The organism is Algibacter sp. Ld11, from assembly GCF_045066735.1.
Classification (GTDB): domain Bacteria; phylum Bacteroidota; class Bacteroidia; order Flavobacteriales; family Flavobacteriaceae; genus Algibacter.
The window spans coordinates 160,997-183,359 of sequence record NZ_JBISHH010000004.1; the positions used below are offsets into that span (position 1 = coordinate 160,997).

General features: G+C 33.2%; 21 protein-coding genes. 12 read left to right on the forward strand and 9 right to left on the reverse strand.

Features of this window, described 5'->3' with window-relative positions; genetic code table 11:
- The first annotated feature begins 2 nt into the window (after positions 1–2).
- From ACJJV4_RS01905 to ACJJV4_RS01915, 3 genes are read left to right on the forward strand one after another with little or no spacing between them, the layout of a single operon-like run.
- Entirely contained in the window at positions 3–947 is a 945-nt protein-coding gene (locus ACJJV4_RS01905) for a DUF1835 domain-containing protein (RefSeq protein WP_405291545.1), read from the forward strand.
- Positions 937–1,812, forward strand: coding sequence for a nucleoside phosphorylase (locus ACJJV4_RS01910; protein WP_405291547.1), 876 nt, complete (start codon positions 937–939; stop codon positions 1,810–1,812). Before ACJJV4_RS01905 ends, ACJJV4_RS01910 begins: the two co-directional genes overlap by 11 nt.
- Before the next feature lie 12 nt (positions 1,813–1,824).
- Positions 1,825–2,679 (forward strand): substrate-binding domain-containing protein, encoded by an 855-nt coding sequence (locus ACJJV4_RS01915; protein WP_405291549.1) that lies wholly within the window; start codon positions 1,825–1,827, stop codon positions 2,677–2,679.
- A gap of 88 nt (positions 2,680–2,767) precedes the next feature.
- Here the strand turns inward: ACJJV4_RS01915 and ACJJV4_RS01920 are convergent, their stop codons facing one another.
- Entirely contained in the window at positions 2,768–4,321 is a 1,554-nt protein-coding gene (locus ACJJV4_RS01920) for an NAD(P)H-hydrate dehydratase (protein WP_405291551.1), read from the reverse strand.
- Positions 4,322–4,664: 343 nt separating this feature from the next.
- Between ACJJV4_RS01920 and thrA the strand changes: the two genes are divergently transcribed.
- The 3 genes from thrA (at position 4,665) to thrC (ending at position 9,484) form a co-directional block, all read left to right on the forward strand.
- Entirely contained in the window at positions 4,665–7,109 is a 2,445-nt protein-coding gene (gene thrA, locus ACJJV4_RS01925; protein ID WP_405291553.1) for a bifunctional aspartate kinase/homoserine dehydrogenase I, read from the forward strand.
- A 62-nt stretch (positions 7,110–7,171) separates the two neighbouring features.
- The gene (locus ACJJV4_RS01930) at positions 7,172–8,092 is read left to right on the forward strand and encodes a homoserine kinase (RefSeq protein WP_405291555.1); all 921 of its coding nucleotides are present in this window, start codon (positions 7,172–7,174) and stop codon (positions 8,090–8,092) included.
- Positions 8,093–8,191: 99 nt separating this feature from the next.
- Positions 8,192–9,484 carry a threonine synthase gene (thrC, locus tag ACJJV4_RS01935; RefSeq protein WP_405291557.1) on the forward strand — a complete coding sequence of 431 codons (1,293 nt, stop codon included), beginning with the start codon at positions 8,192–8,194 and terminating at the stop codon, positions 9,482–9,484.
- A 118-nt stretch (positions 9,485–9,602) separates the two neighbouring features.
- Here the strand turns inward: thrC and ACJJV4_RS01940 are convergent, their stop codons facing one another.
- The gene (locus ACJJV4_RS01940; RefSeq protein ID WP_405291559.1) at positions 9,603–11,339 is read right to left on the reverse strand and encodes a hybrid sensor histidine kinase/response regulator; all 1,737 of its coding nucleotides are present in this window, start codon (positions 11,337–11,339) and stop codon (positions 9,603–9,605) included.
- A 261-nt stretch (positions 11,340–11,600) separates the two neighbouring features.
- On the opposite strand from ACJJV4_RS01940, the gene gcvT reads away from it, so the two are divergent.
- The 6 genes from gcvT (at position 11,601) to ACJJV4_RS01970 (ending at position 16,723) form a co-directional block, all read left to right on the forward strand.
- Positions 11,601–12,680: a glycine cleavage system aminomethyltransferase GcvT gene (gcvT, locus tag ACJJV4_RS01945; RefSeq protein WP_405291561.1), complete on the forward strand. Its 1,080-nt coding sequence runs from the start codon at positions 11,601–11,603 to the stop codon at positions 12,678–12,680.
- Positions 12,681–12,683: 3 nt separating this feature from the next.
- Positions 12,684–13,598 (forward strand): glutaminase, encoded by a 915-nt coding sequence (locus ACJJV4_RS01950; protein WP_405291563.1) that lies wholly within the window; start codon positions 12,684–12,686, stop codon positions 13,596–13,598.
- Between the two features lie 40 nt (positions 13,599–13,638).
- Positions 13,639–14,472, forward strand: coding sequence for a sugar nucleotide-binding protein (locus ACJJV4_RS01955; RefSeq protein WP_405291565.1), 834 nt, complete (start codon positions 13,639–13,641; stop codon positions 14,470–14,472).
- Positions 14,473–14,526: 54 nt separating this feature from the next.
- Positions 14,527–14,823, forward strand: a complete 297-nt coding sequence (locus ACJJV4_RS01960; RefSeq protein WP_405291567.1) for a 4a-hydroxytetrahydrobiopterin dehydratase — start codon at positions 14,527–14,529, stop codon at positions 14,821–14,823.
- 149 nt (positions 14,824–14,972) lie between these two features.
- The gene (locus ACJJV4_RS01965) at positions 14,973–15,692 is read left to right on the forward strand and encodes a YebC/PmpR family DNA-binding transcriptional regulator (protein ID WP_405291569.1); all 720 of its coding nucleotides are present in this window, start codon (positions 14,973–14,975) and stop codon (positions 15,690–15,692) included.
- A 56-nt stretch (positions 15,693–15,748) separates the two neighbouring features.
- Entirely contained in the window at positions 15,749–16,723 is a 975-nt protein-coding gene (locus ACJJV4_RS01970; protein ID WP_405291571.1) for a Gfo/Idh/MocA family protein, read from the forward strand.
- A 3-nt stretch (positions 16,724–16,726) separates the two neighbouring features.
- Here the strand turns inward: ACJJV4_RS01970 and ACJJV4_RS01975 are convergent, their stop codons facing one another.
- The 7 genes from ACJJV4_RS01975 to ACJJV4_RS02005 form a co-directional block, all read right to left on the reverse strand.
- On the reverse strand, positions 16,727–17,473 hold the full coding sequence (locus tag ACJJV4_RS01975; RefSeq protein ID WP_405291573.1) for an NYN domain-containing protein: 747 nt from the start codon (positions 17,471–17,473) through the stop codon (positions 16,727–16,729).
- 393 nt (positions 17,474–17,866) lie between these two features.
- Entirely contained in the window at positions 17,867–18,415 is a 549-nt protein-coding gene (locus ACJJV4_RS01980; RefSeq protein WP_405291575.1) for a 1-acyl-sn-glycerol-3-phosphate acyltransferase, read from the reverse strand.
- 1 nt (position 18,416) lies between these two features.
- Positions 18,417–19,499 (reverse strand): iron-containing alcohol dehydrogenase family protein, encoded by a 1,083-nt coding sequence (locus ACJJV4_RS01985; RefSeq protein WP_405291577.1) that lies wholly within the window; start codon positions 19,497–19,499, stop codon positions 18,417–18,419.
- 48 nt (positions 19,500–19,547) lie between these two features.
- Positions 19,548–20,165 (reverse strand): CatA-like O-acetyltransferase, encoded by a 618-nt coding sequence (locus tag ACJJV4_RS01990; protein WP_405291579.1) that lies wholly within the window; start codon positions 20,163–20,165, stop codon positions 19,548–19,550.
- A 1-nt stretch (position 20,166) separates the two neighbouring features.
- Entirely contained in the window at positions 20,167–20,871 is a 705-nt protein-coding gene (locus ACJJV4_RS01995; RefSeq protein WP_405291581.1) for an HAD family hydrolase, read from the reverse strand.
- Positions 20,862–21,590 carry a 3-deoxy-manno-octulosonate cytidylyltransferase gene (gene kdsB, locus ACJJV4_RS02000; protein WP_405291583.1) on the reverse strand — a complete coding sequence of 243 codons (729 nt, stop codon included), beginning with the start codon at positions 21,588–21,590 and terminating at the stop codon, positions 20,862–20,864. Before kdsB ends, ACJJV4_RS01995 begins: the two co-directional genes overlap by 10 nt.
- Before the next feature lie 107 nt (positions 21,591–21,697).
- Positions 21,698–22,264, reverse strand: coding sequence for a DUF4126 domain-containing protein (locus tag ACJJV4_RS02005; protein ID WP_405291585.1), 567 nt, complete (start codon positions 22,262–22,264; stop codon positions 21,698–21,700).
- Between the last annotated feature and the right edge of the window lie 99 nt (positions 22,265–22,363).

A 22,363-nucleotide genomic window follows, 5' to 3' on the forward strand; every position in this document is an offset into this window, starting at 1 on the left:
TTATGAGCAAAGAGTTACTGCATATTACAAACGGAGGACATTTATCTGGCCGTTTAACAGAATTGGAAATTCCTGGAGAACAATTAACTTGGCAAGAAATATTTTGTGAGGGGCGAACATTAGAAACTATACATTGTAAAGAATCTATTGAAGTACGTAGATCATTTTTAAATGATTTCTATGATATTGATTTAGATTTGAAAAAGGTAGATACCGCACTAGAAATACTAGACCACGCGGAGGAAAAATATTCCGAAATTATTCTTTGGTTCGATTACGATTTGTTTTCGCACGTTAATATGCTAGCTGTGATAAGCCTTATTAAACAGAAAAAGATAAAACTTCCTATATATTTAGTTTGTAGCGGGAGAATACCAGGGAATAAAAGCTTAACGAGTTTAATGGAGCTAAACACGTCTCAGTTTTTAAATCAATACAAAACAAAGGTTGCTTTAAATGATGAGGATATCGATATGGCAACAACTGTATGGGCTATTTACTGCGGTAAAGATCATAATTTGTTGAAACCATTTATTGTAAAAGGATCTAGTTTTAAATACCTTAGTAATTGCTTAAAGGCACATTTAGAACGCTTTCCAGATTCTAAAGATGGGTTAAATATTTTAGAGCGTAACATTCTCGAAATTGTTCGTGATAATATAATTAAATCCAAACATCATTTATTGGGTTATGCTTTAAATTACCAAGGGTATTACGGATATCGGGATTTACAATTAGCTAGATCTATTGATAAATTGAGTATTTTTTTAAATGAAGAAGAAAACAGCATTACACTTAATAGAGATGGGCATGAAGCGCTTTTAGCTCAGCATAATTTTTCTAAAGAGGTTGATAGTGATATGCAATTTGGTGGTGTTAAAAAATACGATTTCCAATTTAGTAAACCATTAAACAAACTAGTAAAAACTGTATCGAATGCCAATTAAAGAGTCTGAATTAATATTAAATCCGGATGGTAGTGTTTATCATCTAAATTTAAAACCCGAAAACATAGCGAAAACCATCATATTTGTTGGTGACCCAGATCGCGTTTCAAAAATAACCGAGCATTTCAATTCAATTGAATTCACAACTCACAAGCGTGAATTTAAAACAGAAACAGGTCTCTATAAAGGCAAACGTTTATCTGTTATTTCTACAGGTATTGGTGCTGATAACATTGATATTGTCTTGAATGAATTGGACGCTTTAGTTAATATAAACCTAGAAACTAGAGAAATTAATAAAGATTTAGTTAGTCTAGATATTGTAAGAATAGGTACTTCTGGGTCTTTACAAAGTGATATTCCTGTTGATTCATTTTTAATGAGTTCTCACGGTATGGATATAAACGGTATGCTTCATTCATATCAAACAGAAAACATTTCGCACCCTATTATTGAGGATGCTTTTGTTGCACATAGCGATTGGGATAAAAACAAATCGACACCTGTTATTGTTGAAAAAAGTAATGAACTTGCTGAAAAGTTTAAAGATGAAAAAGTAAAGCTTCATCAAGGTATTACAGTTACGGCTAACGGGTTTTATGGTCCTCAAGGTCGTGTGCTTCGTTTACCGCTTCGGGATTCAGAATTGAATAACAAAATTGATAGTTTCAAATTTAAAGATTACCGTATTACAAATCTAGAAATGGAAACATCGGCCATTTACGGTTTATCTAAACTATTGGGGCATCGTGCCGTATCTTTAAACGCTATTATCGCCAATAGAGCAAATGGTACCTTTAGCGATAATCCAGAAAAAATCGTTAATAGTTTAATCCAATTTTCATTAAATAAAATAATTGCTTAGTACCTCATAATCATGACAAAAGTAAATATAGGCGGTGTGCCAGAACACTTTAATTTAGCTTGGTATTTAACCCTAAAAGAAGGTGAGTATAAAGATAAAAACATAAACCTTCGTTGGCACGATTATTACGGTGGTACTGGTGCCATGTGCAAAGCGTTGCGAGATGGAGATATAGATATTGCCGTAATTTTAACAGAAGGTATTGTAAAAGATATTATTGCTGGAAACCCGAGTAAAATTGTACAAACATTTGTGCAAACACCTTTACATTGGGGCGTGCATGTCGCACAAAATTCTACATACAAAACTGTAGCAGATTTAAAAGGAACCAAAGCAGCTATTAGCCGTTATGGATCTGGTTCTCATTTAATGGCCTATATAAATGCACAAAACCATAAATGGGATTTAGAAAAAGATCTCGATTTTGAAGTTATAAAAAATCTTGATGGCGCTGTAGAAGGATTGACTGAAGGCAGAGGCGATTACTTTTTATGGGAAAAATTTACGACTAAACCTTTAGTAGATAATGGTGTTTTTAGACGAATTGATAATTGTCCATCTCCATGGCCTTGTTTTGTAATTGCAGTTCGTGAAGATTTTATAAAAAATAATGAAGCTGAATTAAAAACAATTCTTGATATAATTAATAACACTACTAGAGAGTTTAAAGATATCCCAAGTATTGACAAAACTATAGCTAACCGTTATGAGCAACAATTAGAAGATGTTCAAGAATGGTTAGGTATAACAGAGTGGTCTCAAGAATTAATAGACAAAGACATACTGAATAACGTGCAAAAAGAATTATTTGCTCTAAATATTATTCCTGAGATAGTAGATTATGAAACCTTAACACACAAATTATAATCACTTATAAAACAACAAAAAGCCCATTTAGACGAATGTTTAAATGGGCTTTTTTTATTTATTAGAAATCTCGGTATACGAAGTTTATTTAAGGTTTTGGCTCCTCTGCCTCTACTTGCTCCGGTGGTTCTGGTTGTTTGAACAAATCGATAAACGCTTGCCCCATATTATCAATAACATGGCTAGCAATTAAACTTTGATAACCATAATCTTCAACAGCGATATCTGCAGCTTTACCATGTAAGTACACTCCAAAAATAGCGGCTACCACAGGATGATAACCTTGAGAAATTAAACCTGTAATAATACCCGTTAACACATCTCCACTTCCGGCTGTAGCCAATCCGGGATTTCCGGTGGTATTGACATAAAGTGTATCATCAAAAACAGTAATGCTATTAGCACCTTTAACTACAACAATCACTTTATATTTATTAGAGAAAGCTTTAACTTTTTCTAATTTATCAAAATCGTTCTCCCAACTACCTATTAAACGTTCTAATTCTTTTGGGTGCGGCGTTAAAACTGTTTCTGCTGGTAATAGTTTTAGTAAACTTTCCTTTTTAGCCAATAAATTAATACCATCAGCATCTATAACAAGCGGCTTTTTGTTGGTTTTCAAAAAGGCTTCAAATGCTTTCTGAGACTCTGTATCTGTTCCTAAGCCAACACCAATAGCAATTACGGTTGGTTCTATATCAAACTTTATATTTGTTATTTTTTCTTCATTAGTATCTGTAATTACCATCACTTCTGGTAGCGCCGTTTGTAACACATTGTAGCCACATTTTGGAACATAAGCACTAACTAAACCTGCCCCTGCGGAAAGTGTTGAACGACTCGCTAAAGAAACTGCACCTATTTTACCATAACTCCCTCCAATAATCAAAGCGTGCCCAAATTGCCCTTTATGAGAAAATTTTTCGCGAGGTATATAATTTGGTAATACTTCATTCTTACCAATTAATTGCACTTCGGTTTGTGTAGTCGATAAAAATTCAGGATCTAAACCAATATCTAATACTTCCCATTGTACCGTATATTTAGCCGTTTCTGGTAAAAAGAAAACAAGTTTAGGTGAAGCAAAACTAAGCGTATAGCCAGCATGCACCACAGCATCTTCATCTGTAACAGCTTTATCTGTATATAATCCAGAAGGAATATCCACAGCCAAAGTAAACGCTTTAGAGGCTCTAAAATGAAGGAATAAGTTCTTAACCCATTCATCTACAGGTCTATTTAAACCAATTCCAAAAACACAATCTACAATAATATCTTGTGGTTCTATTGCTGGAAAATCTTCTTTACATTTTAAAAGTGTTGGCCACTTTTTTGTTACATTTTTAATGCGATCGTAATTAATTAAAAAATCTTTAGATCGTTTATCACTGCAGTTCACCACAAAAGTATTTACGTTGTAACCCGCTAAAATTAAATGCCTTGCCAAAACCAAACCATCGCCACCATTATTACCTATACCGCAAAAAACATGTATCGGCACTTGGGCACCTTGCATGCGTAAATCGATCCAATTAAAAATCTGACTTCCTGCACGCTCCATTAAATCGGTTGATGAAATTTGTTGCTTTTCGGCTGTAATTTTATCGCCTTCGTAAATTTGCTCTTTTGAAAATATTTTCATTAATAGTATTATTATTGATTTTTCAATCCTTCTTAAACTTTGTCGCTTTTTTTCTATGAAAATCGCAACTATATAAGAATTCTATAAAAAATTTATTTTAGTTTTTTTATAAGGTTAAAAGTAATACTTTTGAAACATATTATATAACTATAATGATTCAATTCAACCAAAATATAAATGCTACAGCTTCTTTTTCTACAAAAGGAACGGCTACTATTTTGGCTACAACTACAATTATTACAACCCTTTGGGGTTGCTAATTATATATTCTTCAGGCAATATTTGCGATTTTAAAAATCGCATAATCAAAAATATTTTTTTTAATTTTTCAATTCATTAAAACATGAAAGTTTTAAAATTTGGAGGAACTTCTGTAGGTTCTTCAGAAAACATAAATAGAGTTATTAGTATTTTAGAAAATCACGGCAAAACAGATGCTGTTGTTTGTGTTGTATCTGCTGTTGGCGGTATTACAGATAAATTACTTTTAACAGGTAAGCAAGCTCAAAATAAAGACATTAGCTATAAAGACACGCTAAACTTAATTAAAGATATTCATTTTAGTGTCATAAATGAATTGAACTTGGGTACCGGTGAAAACATCACAAAAGAGGTTGATAATGAATTTCAAGAATTAGAAGATTTACTAAATGGAATCTATTTGATAAATGAGTTATCCCCAAAAACATCGGATAAGCTTGTAAGTTTTGGCGAAAAACTTTCTTCTTTTATTATTGCTGAAACCATGAAGAATCGTGGTTTATCAGCCGATAGAAAAAACTCTCAGGAGCTTGTAGTTACTAACTCCAACTTTACAAAAGCAGAAGTTGATTTTAAAATCACAAATGCTAATATTCAAGATTACTTCAAAACGGCAGTTCAAAATATTACTATTTTACCTGGTTTTGTTTCAAAATCAAAATTGGGTGAACAAACTACTCTTGGACGTGGCGGGTCGGATTTCACGGCTGCTATTGTTGCTGCAGCTCTAAAAGTAGATCAATTAGAAATCTGGACAGACGTTAGTGGTATGTACACCACTAACCCTAGAATGGTGAAGCAGGCTTACCCAATCTCTAAGATTTCATATCAAGAAGCGATGGAATTATCGCATTTTGGAGCTAAAGTTTTATATCCTCCAACGGTTCAACCTGTGTTAAGTTTAGGTATTCCTATTCATATAAAAAACACCATGGAACCAGAAGCTGTTGGTACAGTCATTTCGAATGAAATTGTTGAAGAGTCTACTCCTGTTAAAGGAATTAGTAACATAAGCAATATTGCCTTATTGACATTACAAGGTAGCGGTATGGTTGGTATTCCTGGGTTTTCTAAACGTTTATTTGAAACGCTTTCGCAGGAAAAGATTAATGTCATAATGACCACTCAAGCGTCATCAGAGCATTCTATTTGTTTAGGTATAGACGAAAAAGAAGCAGATAGCGCTAAAATAGCTATTGATGCTGCTTTTGAAAATGAAATTGCATTAGAAAAAATAGATCCAATTATTGTTGAAACCGGTCTTTCAATCATTGCACTTGTTGGTGATAAAATGAAAAACCATCAAGGTATCAGCGGTAAAATGTTTAGTACTTTAGGAAAAAACAACATTAATATTCGTGCTATCGCTCAAGGGGCCTCAGAAAAAAATATATCTGCTGTAATTACGGAAAGTGATGTAAATAAGGCTTTAAACACGCTGCACGAGCAGTTTTTTGAATCTAAAACAAAACAATTAAATGTATTTATCACTGGTGTTGGAAATGTTGGTGAGCGTTTAGTTGAGCAAATAAAACAACAAAAGAAATACTTAAAAGAAAACCTTAAAATTAACCTTCGTATTGCTGGATTATCAAATTCTAGAAAGATGATTTTTAATGAAGAAGGTATCAATTTAAAAAACTGGAAAGAGCAACTAGAAGATGGCGAACAAGCTACTCTGCAAGGTTTCTTTGAAAACACTAAAGCATTAAATTTACGTAATAGCATATTTGTTGATGTTACAGCAAATGCAGATGTTGCAAATCTTTATGCTAATTATTTACGCCAAAGTATTGGTGTAGTAGCGTGTAACAAAATTGCATGTTCTAGTGATTTTAAAAATTATAAATTACTTAAAGAATTATCTTTAAAATACAACGCGCCTTATTTATTTGAAACTAACGTTGGTGCAGGTTTGCCAATTATTGATACCTTAAATAATTTAATCGCTTCTGGCGATAAAGTAAATTCAATTCAGGCGGTATTATCAGGAAGTTTAAACTTTGTGTTTAACAACTTTACAGATAAAACTAAGTTTTACGATGTTGTAAAGCAAGCTGGAGCTGAAGGTTATACTGAACCAGATCCAAGAATTGATTTAAGTGGTGTAGATGTTGCTAGAAAAATTTTAATTCTTGCTAGAGAAAGTGGCGTTGAAATGAATTTAGAAGATATAGAAAACACATCGTTCTTATCGGAAGCTGGATTGAAAAGTGATTCTGTAGACGATTTTTATCAGACTTTAATTGCAGACGAGGCGCATTACCAAAAGTTATATGCTTCCGCGAAAGCGAATAATTGCCAATTAAAATATGTAGCACAATTTAACGACGGTAAAGCAAGTGTTGGTCTTCAAGAAATTCCTGAAGGACACCCATTTTATAATTTAGAAGGTAGCGACAATATCGTTATGTTTTACACACAACGTTACCCAAAACAACCTATGATTATTAAAGGTGCTGGAGCTGGTGCAGATGTTACTGCTTCTGGTTTATTTGCCGATATTATTAGAATAGGAAACGATTAAATAAGCAAATAATTGCTTGATGAGATTTCCACCTTCGTGGAAATAACAAAAGAACTTTTGGAATGAACGAAATAAAAATATTTTCACCGGCAACCGTTGCCAACGTATCATGCGGATTCGATGTTTTAGGATTCTGTTTAGATAGTGTTGGCGACGATATGGTGATTAGAAAAACCGATAAAAAAGGAATTTTTATAACTAAAATTGTTGGTTTCGATTTGCCTTATGAAACTGAGTTAAACGTTGCTGGCGTTTCGGCTTTAGCCATGTACAACGCGATTGATGTCGATTTTGGTTTTGAAATTGAAATATATAAAAACATAAAACCTGGTAGTGGTATTGGGAGCAGTGCTGCAAGTGCCGTTGGCAGTGTTTTTGGAATGAACGAACTCTTAGGGCGTCCGTTTAATAAAACAGAACTAACAGCTTTTGCTATTAAAGGTGAAGCCATTGCAAGCAAATGCGAACATGCTGATAACCTCGCTCCTGCCCTTTTTGGTGGTTTTACTTTAGTGAAGAGTATTAATCCTGTTCAAATATTAGAAATTCCATCACCAACGGATTTGTACGCCACCATTATACATCCTCAGATAGAAATTAAAACATCAGAGTCTCGTGCCGTACTTCCAAAAGAAGTGGCACTTAACGATGCTATAACCCAATGGGCTAATGTGGGCAGCTTAGTACATGCCTTGCATACTAGTGATTATAATTTACTTAAAGACTCACTGCACGACGTTATTGTAGAGCCGCATAGAAGTAAGTTAATCCCCAATTATAATGATGTGAAAAAGGCATCATTACAGGCTGGCGCATTAGGTTGTGGTATATCGGGTTCTGGACCTTCAATATTTTCATTGAGCAAAGGTCTGAAAACAGCAAACAACATAAAAGAAGCTATTAATAGCGTTTATGCAAACACAGGAATTGAATTTGATATTCACGTTTCTAAAATTAATACAGAAGGCGTTAAAATAGTTTAAGTTTGATTAATCTCGTCTTTTAGACGCTAATGAAAATCACACTTAAGAATTATAAATTAATAATAAATAGTTTCCTGCTTAGGCAGGTTTTCATAAATTATGAACTACTACTCATTAAACAAAGAAGCAGCAAACACATCGTTCAAAGATGCGGTTATAAAGGGATTAGCGCCAGATAAAGGTTTGTACTTCCCTGAAAGTATTACACCTTTACCAAAGTCATTTTTCGATAATATTGATAACCTATCTCATACTGAGATTGCTTTTGAAGCTATTAAACAATTTGTTTCACCAGAAATACCTGAAAATGTTTTAAAAACTATAGTTGAAGAAACATTATCTTTCGATTTCCCTGTTGTAAAGCTTAATGACAATATTTCTACTTTAGAGTTATTCCATGGGCCAACTATGGCTTTTAAAGATGTTGGTGCTAGATTTATGGCGCGTTGTTTAGGTTATTTTAACAAAGATAATACCAACGAGGTTACTGTTTTAGTTGCCACTTCTGGAGATACTGGTGGCGCTGTTGCTAATGGTTTTTTAGGCGTTAAAGGCGTAAATGTGGTAATACTTTATCCTAGTGGAAAAGTGAGTGATATTCAAGAGATGCAACTTACAACTTTAGGGCAAAACATAAAAGCATTAGAAGTAGATGGTACTTTTGATGATTGCCAAGCTATGGTAAAAACAGCTTTCTTAGACGAAACCTTAACAAGTAAAATGCAGCTAACATCGGCCAACTCTATTAATGTGGCACGGTGGTTACCACAACTTTTCTATTTTATGTTTGCTTACAAGCAGTTGCATAATACTCATGATAACATTGTGTTCTCTGTGCCAAGTGGAAATTTTGGTAATGTTTGTGCCGGAATGATGGCTCAACAATTAGGCTTACCGATTAAGCATTTTATTGCTTCTAATAACGAAAACAACGTGGTAACACGTTATTTAGATTCTGAAAAGTACGAGCCAAAACCATCTGTGCAAACTATTAGTAATGCTATGGATGTTGGTGCTCCAAGCAATTTTATTCGTATTCAAGAAATTTATAAAAACAACTTTAGTGCTTTAAAAGAAAACATCTCTTCTTATAGTTTTTCAGACGATGAAACTCGAGAAGCGATGTTAGAAATTTTCAATAAATACAATTATGTTGCAGATCCGCATGGAGCTGTTGGTTATTTAGGTTCTAAAAACTACTTAAAAGATACCCCTAACGCACATTGCGTATTTTTAGAAACTGCTCACCCAACAAAATTCTTAGATGTTGTAGAAGAAGTTATAAAAGAAAAACAACCACTTCCTGAGCAAATACAATCGGTTATGGGAGGTGAAAAAGTTGCCATTTCTATTGCAACTTATAACGATTTAAAAGATTTCTTATTAAGCTAAAGCTTAAAAAATCAACCTAAAAAACGGTTTTACAAACATAAACACTCTAGCGTGTTTAGTTGTAAAACCGTTTTTGTTTTATATATGAAGGCCTTATATAGAAGGTGTACTTATTATACTAAGTCGTTAACACTTTATCATACTTTTTCAAAATCGAAAAAACATCTTCTTTGCTAAAAGGTTTAGATAATATATCATCGAAACCTAAAGTATCCAATTTATCAATAATTTCAGTACTTGGTATATTCGCGGTAAAGGCAATAACGATTACATCTGGTCTATATTTTTTAATATGACCAATAGCTTTAAAACCATTCATTTTAGGCATTTCTAAATCTAAAAGCACAATATCTATATCTTTGTGTAATTTTATTTGGTCAATAGCCTCAAGACCGTTTGTTCCTTTATATATTTTTGGAACGTGCTTTTCTAATAGTTTTTTAGCATACATCATGCTAACCATATTATCTTCTACTAATAATAAGGTTGAATTCAATGAAAAATCATCATTAAAAGTTTCTTTGTTTATCAATTTCTTGGGAGTTAATTCAACGCGTTCTAAAGTTAAAGGGAATTGAAATCGCGTACCTTTGTTTAATCTACTTTCTATTTTTATCTCAGAGTTCATGGCTATTATAATTGATTGAGAAATAGCCAAACCTAAACCTGTGCCACCGTATACTGGATTTTTTTCATTTTTAATTTGATGAAAACTCTCAAACACTTTCTTTAAGTTTTTAGGAGCTATACCTATTCCGGTATCCTGAACCACAAAATGCACAGATACCATATCATTAGCTAATTCAACAACTTCTGCCGAAAAGGAAATTTTACCTTGTTCAGTAAATTTAATAGCATTCGATATCAAATTATGCACAACTTGAGCAAAACGTTTTCCATCTAAATCAACAATAATATCTTTTAATTTACTATCAATGCAAGAATGGAGTTCTAAGTTTTTTTCTTCGGCTTTATTAATGAAAGGAATTGTAATTTTATTCAAAAAATCATAAAGTTCCTTAGGTTCATTAAATAACTCAAAGCGTCCTGATTCAATTTTATGAATATCTAACATATCGTTAACCAATAATAGCATGTTATCATTACAATAGTCTAAAATTTCAAAGTACTTCTTGGTCGTGGCCTTGCTGTTTTCATTACCTAAAATTAATTGGGTAACACCATTAATACTATTAATTTGCGTACGTAACTCGTGTCCAAGGTTAGATAAAACTCTAGTTCTTCGGTCCTTCTCGTTTTCCGCATCTTCCTTATCACTAAATATTTTTTTTATAAAAGATTTACTTTGACCAAGTGCTTGTAGTGAAAAAATCATTATGAGTATAAAAGCAACCGATGAATTGATAACAAATTTTAAATGTACTTCGTCTTTCGTTAGATGGGTGTAATAATTTGAGTACAATGGAGAAACCACAACAGTAATAACCATTAATGAAATGATTACCGCATATAGAATATTAGTATGTTTTTGAAAATATATTTCGTGTCTAATAACGTATGGTAAGCAAAAAAGCATAACCAATTGAAACCAATAATATCCAGACATTAAACCTTCCAAATAAGACAGACCAACCAAGGCACTTCCTAGTGTAATGTAAACAATATATGGTCCAGCTAAATAATTACGGCGTATTACAAAAAAATAGACGCTCACAAAAAAACTTATAAAAGGGAGTATAATTAGAAATGCTGAAGCTGTTAAGTCTTGATTATAATTAAAAACAGTATAAGCTCCAGTAAATAGTGTAGCAGATAAATAAATACGGATAGCGTGCTTAAAAAAAGTTTTACGCTTTAAATCTTTAAAATTAAGAGTCCTTATTGTTGGTTCCATTTGGAAAGTTCTACAGACAAAAGAAACGCTTTTATCGATTAAAAGCAAGTTTGGTAAATTATTTTTTCAAAAAAAAACTTCAAAATGCTTTTAATCTATAATCTATTCCTTTCTTTTTGAAATAATTATCAATACGCCCGCTATAAGCTAGTATAAATATATCATAATAATAGATTAAAAGTAAATCTATATTTTTTCAATACATTTGCTTTCTGAAATTGAATCACTAATATTTATAAAATAATAAAAATACAAGCTTAGATGAAAAACACAGCCTTAACGCAAACGCACGAAACTCTAGGAGCTAAAATGGTACCTTTTGCAGGATATAATATGCCTGTTCAATATGAAGGTGTAAATGCTGAACATGAAACCGTAAGAACTAGCGTTGGTGTTTTTGATGTTTCTCATATGGGTGAATTTTTAATTGAAGGCTCACACGCACTAAGTTTAATTCAAAAAGTATCTAGTAACGATGCTTCAAAATTAACTATTGGAAAAGCACAATACAGTTGTTTACCAAATGATAAAGGCGGTATTGTAGACGATTTAATTATTTATAAAATAAAAGAAGAAACATATCTTTTAGTAGTTAATGCCAGTAATATTGAAAAAGATTGGAATTGGATTCAGTCTAAAAACGATGTTGGAGCAGAAATGAAGAATTTAAGCGAAGATTATTCTTTACTCGCCATTCAAGGCCCAAAAGCTATTGAAGCTATGCAATCTATTACAAGTCATGATTTGGCTGCTATTAAATTTTACAACTTTGTAGTTGGAGATTTTGCAGGTATCGAAAACGTGATTATCTCAGCTACTGGGTATACTGGTAGTGGCGGATTTGAAATTTATTGTAAAAACAGCGAAGTAAAACAAGTTTGGGACAACGTTTTTAAAGCTGGGGCAGATTACGGTATTAAGCCAATTGGTTTAGCAGCTCGGGATACACTACGTTTAGAAATGGGATATTGCCTTTACGGAAATGATATTGATGACACCACCTCTCCTATTGAGGCTGGCTTAGGTTGGATTACAAAATTTAACAAAGACTTTACGAACTCTAAGGCTTTAAAAGCTGAAAAAGAACGCGGACCAGAAAGAAAATTAATTGCTTTTGAATTAGATGAGCGTGGTATTCCGCGCCATGATTATGATATTGTTGATGGTAATGGTAATAAAATTGGTGTTGTAACTTCTGGAACTATGTCTCCTAGCTTAGGTAAAGGTATTGGTTTAGGTTATGTACCCACCGTTTTTGCAGATGTAAACAGTAAAATAAATATTCAAATCAGAAAAAAAGCGGTACCAGCAACAGTGGTTAAATTACCGTTTTACAAATAACTTATGCTAGATTTTCAAGCAATTTTAGATGGTATTGAAATCAATGCCGTGCAAGCATCCGACAAAGGTAACGTAGCTACTTATATTCCAGAGTTGGCACACATTAGTAAGGAAAACTTCGGGATTCATCTAAGAACTTCCGACGGAAAAACTTATGGTGCAGGGGATTTTAATAAACCATTTTCTATACAAAGTATTTCTAAAGTTTTAGCACTTTCTAAAGCGATGTCTTTAATAGGTGAAAATATTTGGAAACGTATAGATGTGGAACCTTCTGGTCACCCATTTAATCAATTAGCCTTACTCGAAATTGAAAACGGTATTCCTCGAAACCCTTTTATCAATTCTGGAGCTATTGTAATTGCAGATATTCTACTTTCAAATTTAGAAAACCCAAAAGACGATTTTTTAAATTACGTACGCGATTTAACTAACGATCAAACAATAGAATACAACCAAGCCGTTGCAGATTCTGAAAAACGAACAGGTTTTAAAAATTATGCAGCAGCCAATCTTCTAAAATCATTTAAAAATTTAGACAATTCGGTAAACGATGTTTTAGATTTCTATTTTCAACAATGTTCATTAGAGATGACGTGTAGCCAACTTACCAAAACATTTTCATTTTTAGCAAACAAAGGTATATGTATGATGGATAAGGTACGCCTTACCAAAACTCAAGCAAAACGTATAAATGCTATAATGCTCACTTGTGGATTTTACGATGAGGCCGGAGAGTTCGCTTTTGAGGTGGGCTTACCCGGAAAATCTGGTGTCGGTGGTGGTATTGTAGCGCTGCTACCCGATAATTTTACCATTGCAACATGGTCGCCAGGATTAAATAAAAAAGGAAATTCTAAACTTGGGATGTTGGCTTTAGAAGCTTTTACGACTAAAACAAAGTTATCCATTTTCTAAGTAATTTCTAACTTACTAAATGGCTTAATAGGTTTAATGTATGATAAAGCGCGAAAGTAAACATAGAATTCTAATTTTAGGGGTAAGTGGCTTTTTAGGAAGTGCCATTTACAAAGAACTTTTTCCTTATTTTAGAACTTTTGGCACTTATAATACATCGAACAAAACCTTAGAAAAAAATCATCAATTTTTTCATTATAACTTTGAAGAAGATGATATCTACGAAATTCTAGACATTGTTAAACCAACTATAATTATTTCGGCTCTTCGCGGCGATTTTTCTAAACAAGTGATGTTGCACAGGCACTTAGCCGAATATCTATTGATAACTAAAATAAAACTTATATTTTTATCATCAGCAAACGTATTCGATGCCTATAGCAAATATCCAAGTTACGAGCAAGATAAAACGCTTAGCAACAGTATTTTCGGGCATTTTAAAATTAAAATTGAAAACATGCTGCTCCGGCTACCTAAAAAACAGATAGCTATTATTAGGCTTCCTATGGTTTTTGGTGCGCATTCCCCACGAATAGCAGAGATTCTTCAATTTATAGGTTTAAATGAGCCTATTGAAGTGTTTCCTAATTTAGTGATGAATGTCACTTCAGATAACAAGTTAACGCAGCAAATTCATTACATCATCAACCGAAATAAATCGGGTATTTTCCATTTGGGAAGTAATGATTTAGTGCATCACGACGATTTTATAAAAGAAATTATAGAAACCCTTCACCTAGAACATAAAGTAAAATACAAGCAAGTTTTTACAACCAATGATGAGCGCTATTTAGCTGTTTTATCAAAATTCAACAAGTTACCAAAACACTTACAATTGGTGAGTCAGGATATTTTATCAGAATTAAAAAAATGAGACTAATTTCCATAAATAAATCACTAATTTAGTGTCTTCAAAAACATATAAATAATGATGAAACTTTCCGAAGACGATATAGAAAAAAGATTGCTTCAATACCCAGATTGGGAATATTATGAAAACGCAATACATGCCGAATTTGAATTCGATAATTTTAAAGATTGCTTTAGCGCCATGAGCCGTATAGCCTTTGAGTGCGAAGCTTTAAACCATCATCCAGATTGGAGTAATGTTTACAATATACTCAATATATCTATCTCTACACACGATGCAGATGGTGTAACAGCTAAAGATTTTAAGCTGGCCAAAGCAATAGATAGTATTGTAGTGCCTGAAGACGAGGAATAATTTGTATTTCTGCTTAAGGTTTTTAACTTTGTGCAATTAAAAATAATAAACGTGTTTTCGCTTTCGCGTAAATATAACAATAAATAGTGAAGTTGGTCATCTATAATATCAAGATGCATTGAGATCACATCAACTAAAAGAATGTAATTATGGGAAGAGCTTTTGAATTTAGAAAAGCAAGAAAAATGAAACGTTGGTCTGCCATGAGCAAAGCCTTTACACGTATAGGTAAAGATATTGTTATGGCTGTTAAAGAAGGCGGTCCCGATCCTGCAAGTAACTCGCGTTTACGTGCCGTAATACAAAATGCAAAGGCAGTAAATATGCCTAAGGATAATGTAGAACGTGCCATTAAAAAAGCAAGTGAAAAAGGCCAAGGTGATTATAAAGAAGTTATTTTTGAAGGTTATGCACCACACGGCATTGCCGTTTTAGTAGAAACTGCAACAGATAATAATACAAGAACAGTTGCTAACGTGCGTAGCTATTTTAATAAATGTGATGGTAGTTTAGGTACTTCTGGTTCTGTAGTATTTATGTTCGACCATACTTGTAATTTTAGAATTAATGCTGAAGGATTAGATCCTGAAGAATTAGAGCTAGAATTTATAGATTTTGGAGCAGAAGAAGTTTTTGCCGATGATGATGGTATTTTAATTTACGCACCTTTTGAAAGTTTTGGAGCCATTCAGTCGGAGTTAGAATCTCGAGACATTGAAATTTTATCTTCTGGATTTGAACGCATTCCACAAGTTACTAAACCGCTATCTGCGGATGAAGCAGCCGATGTAGAAAAGCTTTTAGAAAAACTTGAAGAAGATGATGATGTGCAAAATGTATATCATACCATGGAAGAAAGTGCTGAGTAATATTCAACTTAATATATTAAAGAGAACTTAGCGGTTCTCTTTTTTTTGCTTTTTATATGAAAACAATAAACTGGGGAATTATAGGTTGTGGGAATGTAACCGAAGTTAAAAGCGGACCTGCTTACAAACTTACAGATGGTTTTAATATTGAAGCCGTGATGCGTCGTGATCAAGAAAAACTTGAAGATTATGCCAAGCGTCACAACATCAATAAAACATATACAGATGCAGACGCACTTATTAATGATAGTACCATTGATGCCGTTTACATAGCAACGCCACCAGATAGCCATAAACGTTATGCGCTAAAGGTCGCTGCCGCTGGAAAACCATGTTGTATTGAAAAGCCTTTAAGTCCTAGTTATACTGATAGTTTAGAAATTTACAATGCTTTTAGCGAAAAAAATATTCCGCTATTTGTAGCCTATTATCGTAGATCTTTACCGCGATTCTTGAAGATTAAGGAATGGTTAGATAATAAATATATTGGAGATGTTAGGCATATATCTGCACATTTAAGTAAACCTGCAAACCAAACCGATTTACTAAAAAAGGATAATTGGCGAACAGATTCTAAAATTGCACCCGCAGGTTATTTTGATGATTTAGCCAGCCATGGATTAGATTTATTCACCTTCTTTTTAGGAGATATAGAAGATGCCAAAGGCTTCAGTTTAAATCAGCAAAATTTATATTCGGCTAAGGATGCCGTTACCGCTTCTTGGTTACATAAAAATGGTATTACAGGCTCTGGAACCTGGAATTTTGGATGTAGTGATCATGTAGATCATGTTACTATTTATGGTAGTAAAGGCACCATTGAATTCTCTGTATTTCATGAAAACCCCATTGTACTAAAAAGCGAATCTAAAACTCAATCGTTAGTTATTGAAAACCCAAAACATATCCAAACACCACATGTTGAAAACATGAAAGCAATTTTGTTTAATGAATTAGCTGCACATCCTTCTACAGGTGAAACCGCATTACATACCAGTTGGGTAATGGATAAAATTTTAGATAAGCTCTAAATACTATTTATTTTTTACATAAATCAACTTAAAGCGTCCGTTAGTTTGATCACGTTGCTCCATTTCAAATTGTGGTAGAGATTTAAACAGTGGTGTTAACTTCTGGAAACCAAAGTTTCGAGAATCGAAGTTAGGTTGCTTTTTAAGAATTAAAGAACCAACATCACCAAGAAAAGCCCAACCATCATCATCTGCAGCATCATCCACAGAGTTCTTTAATAACTTAATGATTTTTGGTGTTAAATTATATAAATTCTCTTTTTTAGGCTTTACCCCTTTCTTGTCCTTATTTGTTTCTTCATCTTCGTCGCTATCCTTAGCAAGGATTTCTAAATAGATGAATTTATCGCAAGCAACAATAAAAGGATTTGGTGTTTTCTTTTCACCCATACCATAAACCACCATAGCGGCTTCACGCAATCTGGTTGCTAGTTTTGTAAAATCACTATCTGATGATACTAAGCAAAAACCATTTACCTTTTCAGAATATAGAATATCCATAGCATCGATAATCATTGCTGAATCTGTAGCGTTTTTACCTGTAGTATAACCGTATTGTTGTATTGGTGTTATAGCATTTTCTAAAAGTACATTTTTCCATTTGGAAAGGTGCGGCTTAGTCCAATCTCCATAAATACGCTTTATTGTTGGTGTGCCATATTTGGCTATTTCTTCCATCATTTCAGAAATATATCTCGATGGTATATTGTCGCCATCGATTAGAACGGCAATTTTTGTGTCTTTTATCATAATAATTAAAGATAAAGAAATAATATAGATTTTATATTTTCTTTTAGTTATTTTTTTGTGCCTTTATTACTTAAAAATTTACTAACCATGGCTTATACAAATAGATTGCGAATAAGTTGCGTTAGGGATTGCAGCATTGTTGAAGCTCTTTTTGTGTTGTTGCACCTATTGCAACACAAAAAAGCGACTGCGGAAAGCCCTACCCTTGGGGAACACCATTGCATCAAATATGTAAAAATTAGGAATAAAAAAAAGCTATATTCTTTGAGAGACATAGCTTTTGGGGTTTCAGTTGAAAATTCTGTTTCTTTTTAGGGACAAACAATTGTTTACTTTATGTTTCAGTATCTGCAACTAAACTTTCAATTCCAAATATTATGCCATTTATAAGACTTATGAATATTTGGGTACTTTTCCTTCTACATCTTTAAAAAAATCTTTAAGAACTTTAAAGTCTGCTTCGGAATTATCTGTTGGATAAAATGGTTCTGAAATTTTGTTTTGCTTATTTTTAAAATCTAGCGTAAACATAATGATTGGAACGTTGGCTTGCTTGGCTATATAGTAAAAACCTGTACGCCACTGCTCTACTTTTTTACGAGTGCCTTCGGGTGCTAAAGTCATTCGAAACTCTTCCTTATCTCTAAAAAGTTTAGCTATAGCATCAACTTTATTTTCATTATTTTGCCTATTTATTGGTGCTCCACCCAGGGCTCTAAAAAACCAAGCTACCGGGAAAACGAACAATTCTTTTTTTCCTACAAAATTGGTTTTAAGTTGAACTACAGCACGTAGAAGAACTCCAATATAAAAGTCGTGCCAACTGGTGTGCGGTGCGGCAATTATTACGGCTTTTTTTACCGTATCTTTTGAAAAATTTGTATTACCTGTAATTTGCCAGCCTAAGACTTTGAAATAGATAACTTTGGCCAGCCACTGCATATTATATTTTTTTATAAATACCCTTTAATTTTTCCGGAGTTATAGTTTCTTTCCAGTTTTTACCTACTGCATTTTCCCAAAGTGGCTCTAAACTTAAGGCTACACGGATCATGGTATCAAATTGCTCATCGCTTAAATTTTCACAAATTCCCTTTGGTAATTCTATATTGTGTTTGGCCTTCATTTGCTTAAAAATAGCAACACCTTCTGGATAAAACTCTTCTAAATGATCGAATACTAAACAGTTACCAATACCATGTTTTACCCCAAGTAAAAATGATAAACCATAACTCATAGCATGCGCTACACCCACTTGAGAATATGCGATACTCATGCCACCATGCCAGCTAGCCATCATTAATTTATCTTGCGATTCTTCGTCTGATAAATCACCGTTTAAGAAAATTTCTTTACATAAATCGAAAGATTTTTCACCGTATGTTTTACTAAATTCATTTAAGTACGTTCCGTTTAAAGATTCAACACAATGTACATAGCAGTCCATGCCTGTATAAAACCATTGCTGTTTAGGTACATCTTTAGCCAATTCAGGATCTAAAAGTACTTGATCGAATGGTGTAAAATCACTGTTAATTCCTAATTTAAGTTTTGGGCCTGTTAGTATTGTTGTTCTAGAAACCTCTGCTCCAGTTCCTGAAATTGTTGGAATACCAACATGGTATATGGCCGGGTTTTTTACTAAATCCCAACCTTGATAATCTTCAGCTTCACCTTCATTGGTAATTAAAAGAGCAACTGCCTTCGATAAATCTAACAAACTCCCACCGCCAATACCAATAATTCCAGACGGTCGTTCTTTAGACTTTAATATAATATCCTCAACAAGTTCATCGACCTGTGAAGTTTTAGGTTCTTCTTTAGATGAAACAAATATTATTCTATCATCATAAGAAAGCTTTATTCTAGATGTTAACCATGCGTTATTTTTAAATACGTCGTCTATCAAAAAAATAAAGGGCGCATGGATACTAGATCGTTTTGGGGATAAAACGTCGTTTATTTGATTGAAACTACCTCTGCCAAATATAACTCTTGGCACCATTGGAAAGTTTTTATAACTCATTTGTTCGGTTTTCTTTTACGAAATGTAAAAATAGTATTAATTTAAATTCTACTGGTTTAAAAAGTGTTGAAATTTCTTAGAAAAAAGCCCAACATGGTATCCATCGACTAAGGAATGGTTAACATGTACAGACACATTCATAATTAATTCATCATTTATACTTGTTGCTTTGCCAAAAGACAATTTTGGAACACTATCTACGAGGCCAGAATTTGGCTCTTTGTGTGCTATGAAATTAACCCAAGGTAATGCAGAGCAATGAATGCAATCGAGGCCATTAATTGGTGGAAACAAATCTGTTGAAGCCTTAATACGATTCTTTTCAGCCTCTAAATTATTAGAAAATGTTTCTAAATTTTCATTATATGCTACAAATGAAAAACCAAACGTATTATCGTCTCTTAAAATGGTGGGTGATGTGTGTATTACATCATAAACAACCACTTGTTCGTTTTCAATTCTATATTTAAAATTTTCAACTTCATTAATTGCTCGCATACAGTCGTGCAAATATCTTGTAAAAAAGCTAGTATTTGTATCTTTTGAAGCTTGGTATGCCTTAGTAACGTTAAAAGGAATGGTAACTGCAAAAGACGGATCGGCTAAGCCAGAAAAATGTTCAAAGTGCTGTTTTCTATTCCAGGTATTTATATCAATAACTTTCAATTTAATCTATAAGTTTTAAAAGTTCGGTTAATGTATGAATGGTTTTATAAGCCTTACCGTTGGTTTCCTTTTCTGTAACTTCTTCGTGCGCCCAAGTGGTATGAAATGGCACATGTATAGCCTGTGCTTTTAAATTCACTAAAGGTAAAACATCTGATTTTAAAGAATTTCCAACCATTAAAAATTCTGATGGTTTAACATCTAAGCGCTTCAATAGTTGAGAATAATTACCTTCTTGCTTATCACTTAAAACTTCTATATGATGAAAATAGCTCGTTAAACCCGATTTCTCGAGTTTACGTTCCTGATCTAATAAATCGCCTTTAGTCGCTAAAATAAGTCTGTAATTTTTTGATAATTTTGCTAACACCTCTTCGACTCCATCTAAGAGCTCTACAGGCTTATTTAGCATATTTTTGCCTATATTCAATATAGCTTCAATGGTTTTATTAGAAACCGAATAATTCGACAATTCTAAAGCCACTTCCACCATCGATAAAGTGAATGCTTTGACACCATATCCATATAACGGTAGGTTACTTATTTCCTTTTTAAAAAGCTCTTGATCTATTTTATTTGGTGTTTCGTATTTTGATAATAACCTACCAATTTCATCTTCGGCTTCACGAAAATAAGTCTCATTTACCCAAAGCGTATCATCGGCATCAAAACCAATTACTTTTATGTTTTTATAATCTATTTCCATAATTTCTTTGCGCGTTCTAAATCTTCCGGAGTATCAATTTCTACACCTTGCACATCCGTTTCTACCATTTTAATACGTTTTCCGTACTCTAAATAACGAATGCATTCTATTTTTTCTGAAGCTTCTAAAGACAACATAGGCAATCTATAGAAATCCATTATAGCTTGTTTTCTAAAGGCATAAACACCTTTGTGTTTGAAGTACCGGACACCTGCATTTTTTTCTCTTGGATATGGAATTGGACTTCTAGAAAAGTACAATGCAAAATCGGCCTGATCAACAATAACTTTTACTGTATTTGGGTTTTTGATTTCCTCTTCGTCGGTAATGTGTACCATTAATGATGCCAAATCAACCTCTTTATTAGGATCTTTTTTAAACACCTCAATAAGTTTGGTTAACGATTCTTTATCTGTAAAAGGCTCATCGCCCTGAACGTTAATTACAACATCTACATCTAAAAACTCTACGGCTTCTGCAATTCTATCGCTACCACAATCATGTTCTTTTTTACTCATCATAGCTTTTCCGCCATGATTTACAATTTCGTTATAAATTATATCGCTATCTGTAACCACAATAACATCATCGAATAATTTGGTCGCTACGGTAGCTTGGTAAGTTCTAAGAATAACTGTTTTTCCTCCCAAATCTTGCATAAGTTTAGCTGGGAAACGTGATGCACTATACCGTGCAGGAATCATTGAAATTATTTTCATGTAATGGTACTGTATATTAAAAACCTTGTTTTTAAGCTCTTATTTAAAATAAATTCTTAAACTAAACCTTAAATCTTCATCAAAAATAAGATAAATTATAGAATGTTTTAGGTCTTACTTGGTTTAAACTTCTTATAAACTTTAAAAATTATGAATAATATAAGAACAACTAAAATTATAGCAAGAATTGGCATAAATATAGAAACAACCGACATTACCAAAGAGGTTCCCGTTTCTAAAGTTGCTACAATAGGGTTCGCTAAACCGCCCGTTGTAGCTGTAGACGCTAAACGCGTAGTACCTGATGTTCCTGCTACAGCTGCAGCCGTACCTCCTCCAGCTATAATGGCCAATGCCCAAGTTACCACAGGGCTCAAATCTGCAACTGTAGAAAGCATAACAGCCGTGCCAGCTAATGCGGCTAATGGCACGGCAATGGTATCTAATAAATTATCGACATAAGGAATAAAATAAGCGCAAATTTCGACTAACGTCGCTACACCTAAAGTAATTATAGCGGCAGTACTACCAATCCATTCCCAAGATTCGTTAAGCTCCCATACATCAAAATAAGCTGCCAAACTTAAAGTAAATAAGGGCATAAAAACTCTAAATCCAACCGAAGCGGAAAGCCCAATGCCTAAAAAAATACTTATTATAGTTTCTGCTGTCATAAATTGCTACAAGATCGAATTATTAATTATGTCACTTTTCAAAGTTACAAAACAAATAATCAACATCATTAAATCAAATTCCATTCCAAAGTAAAACGG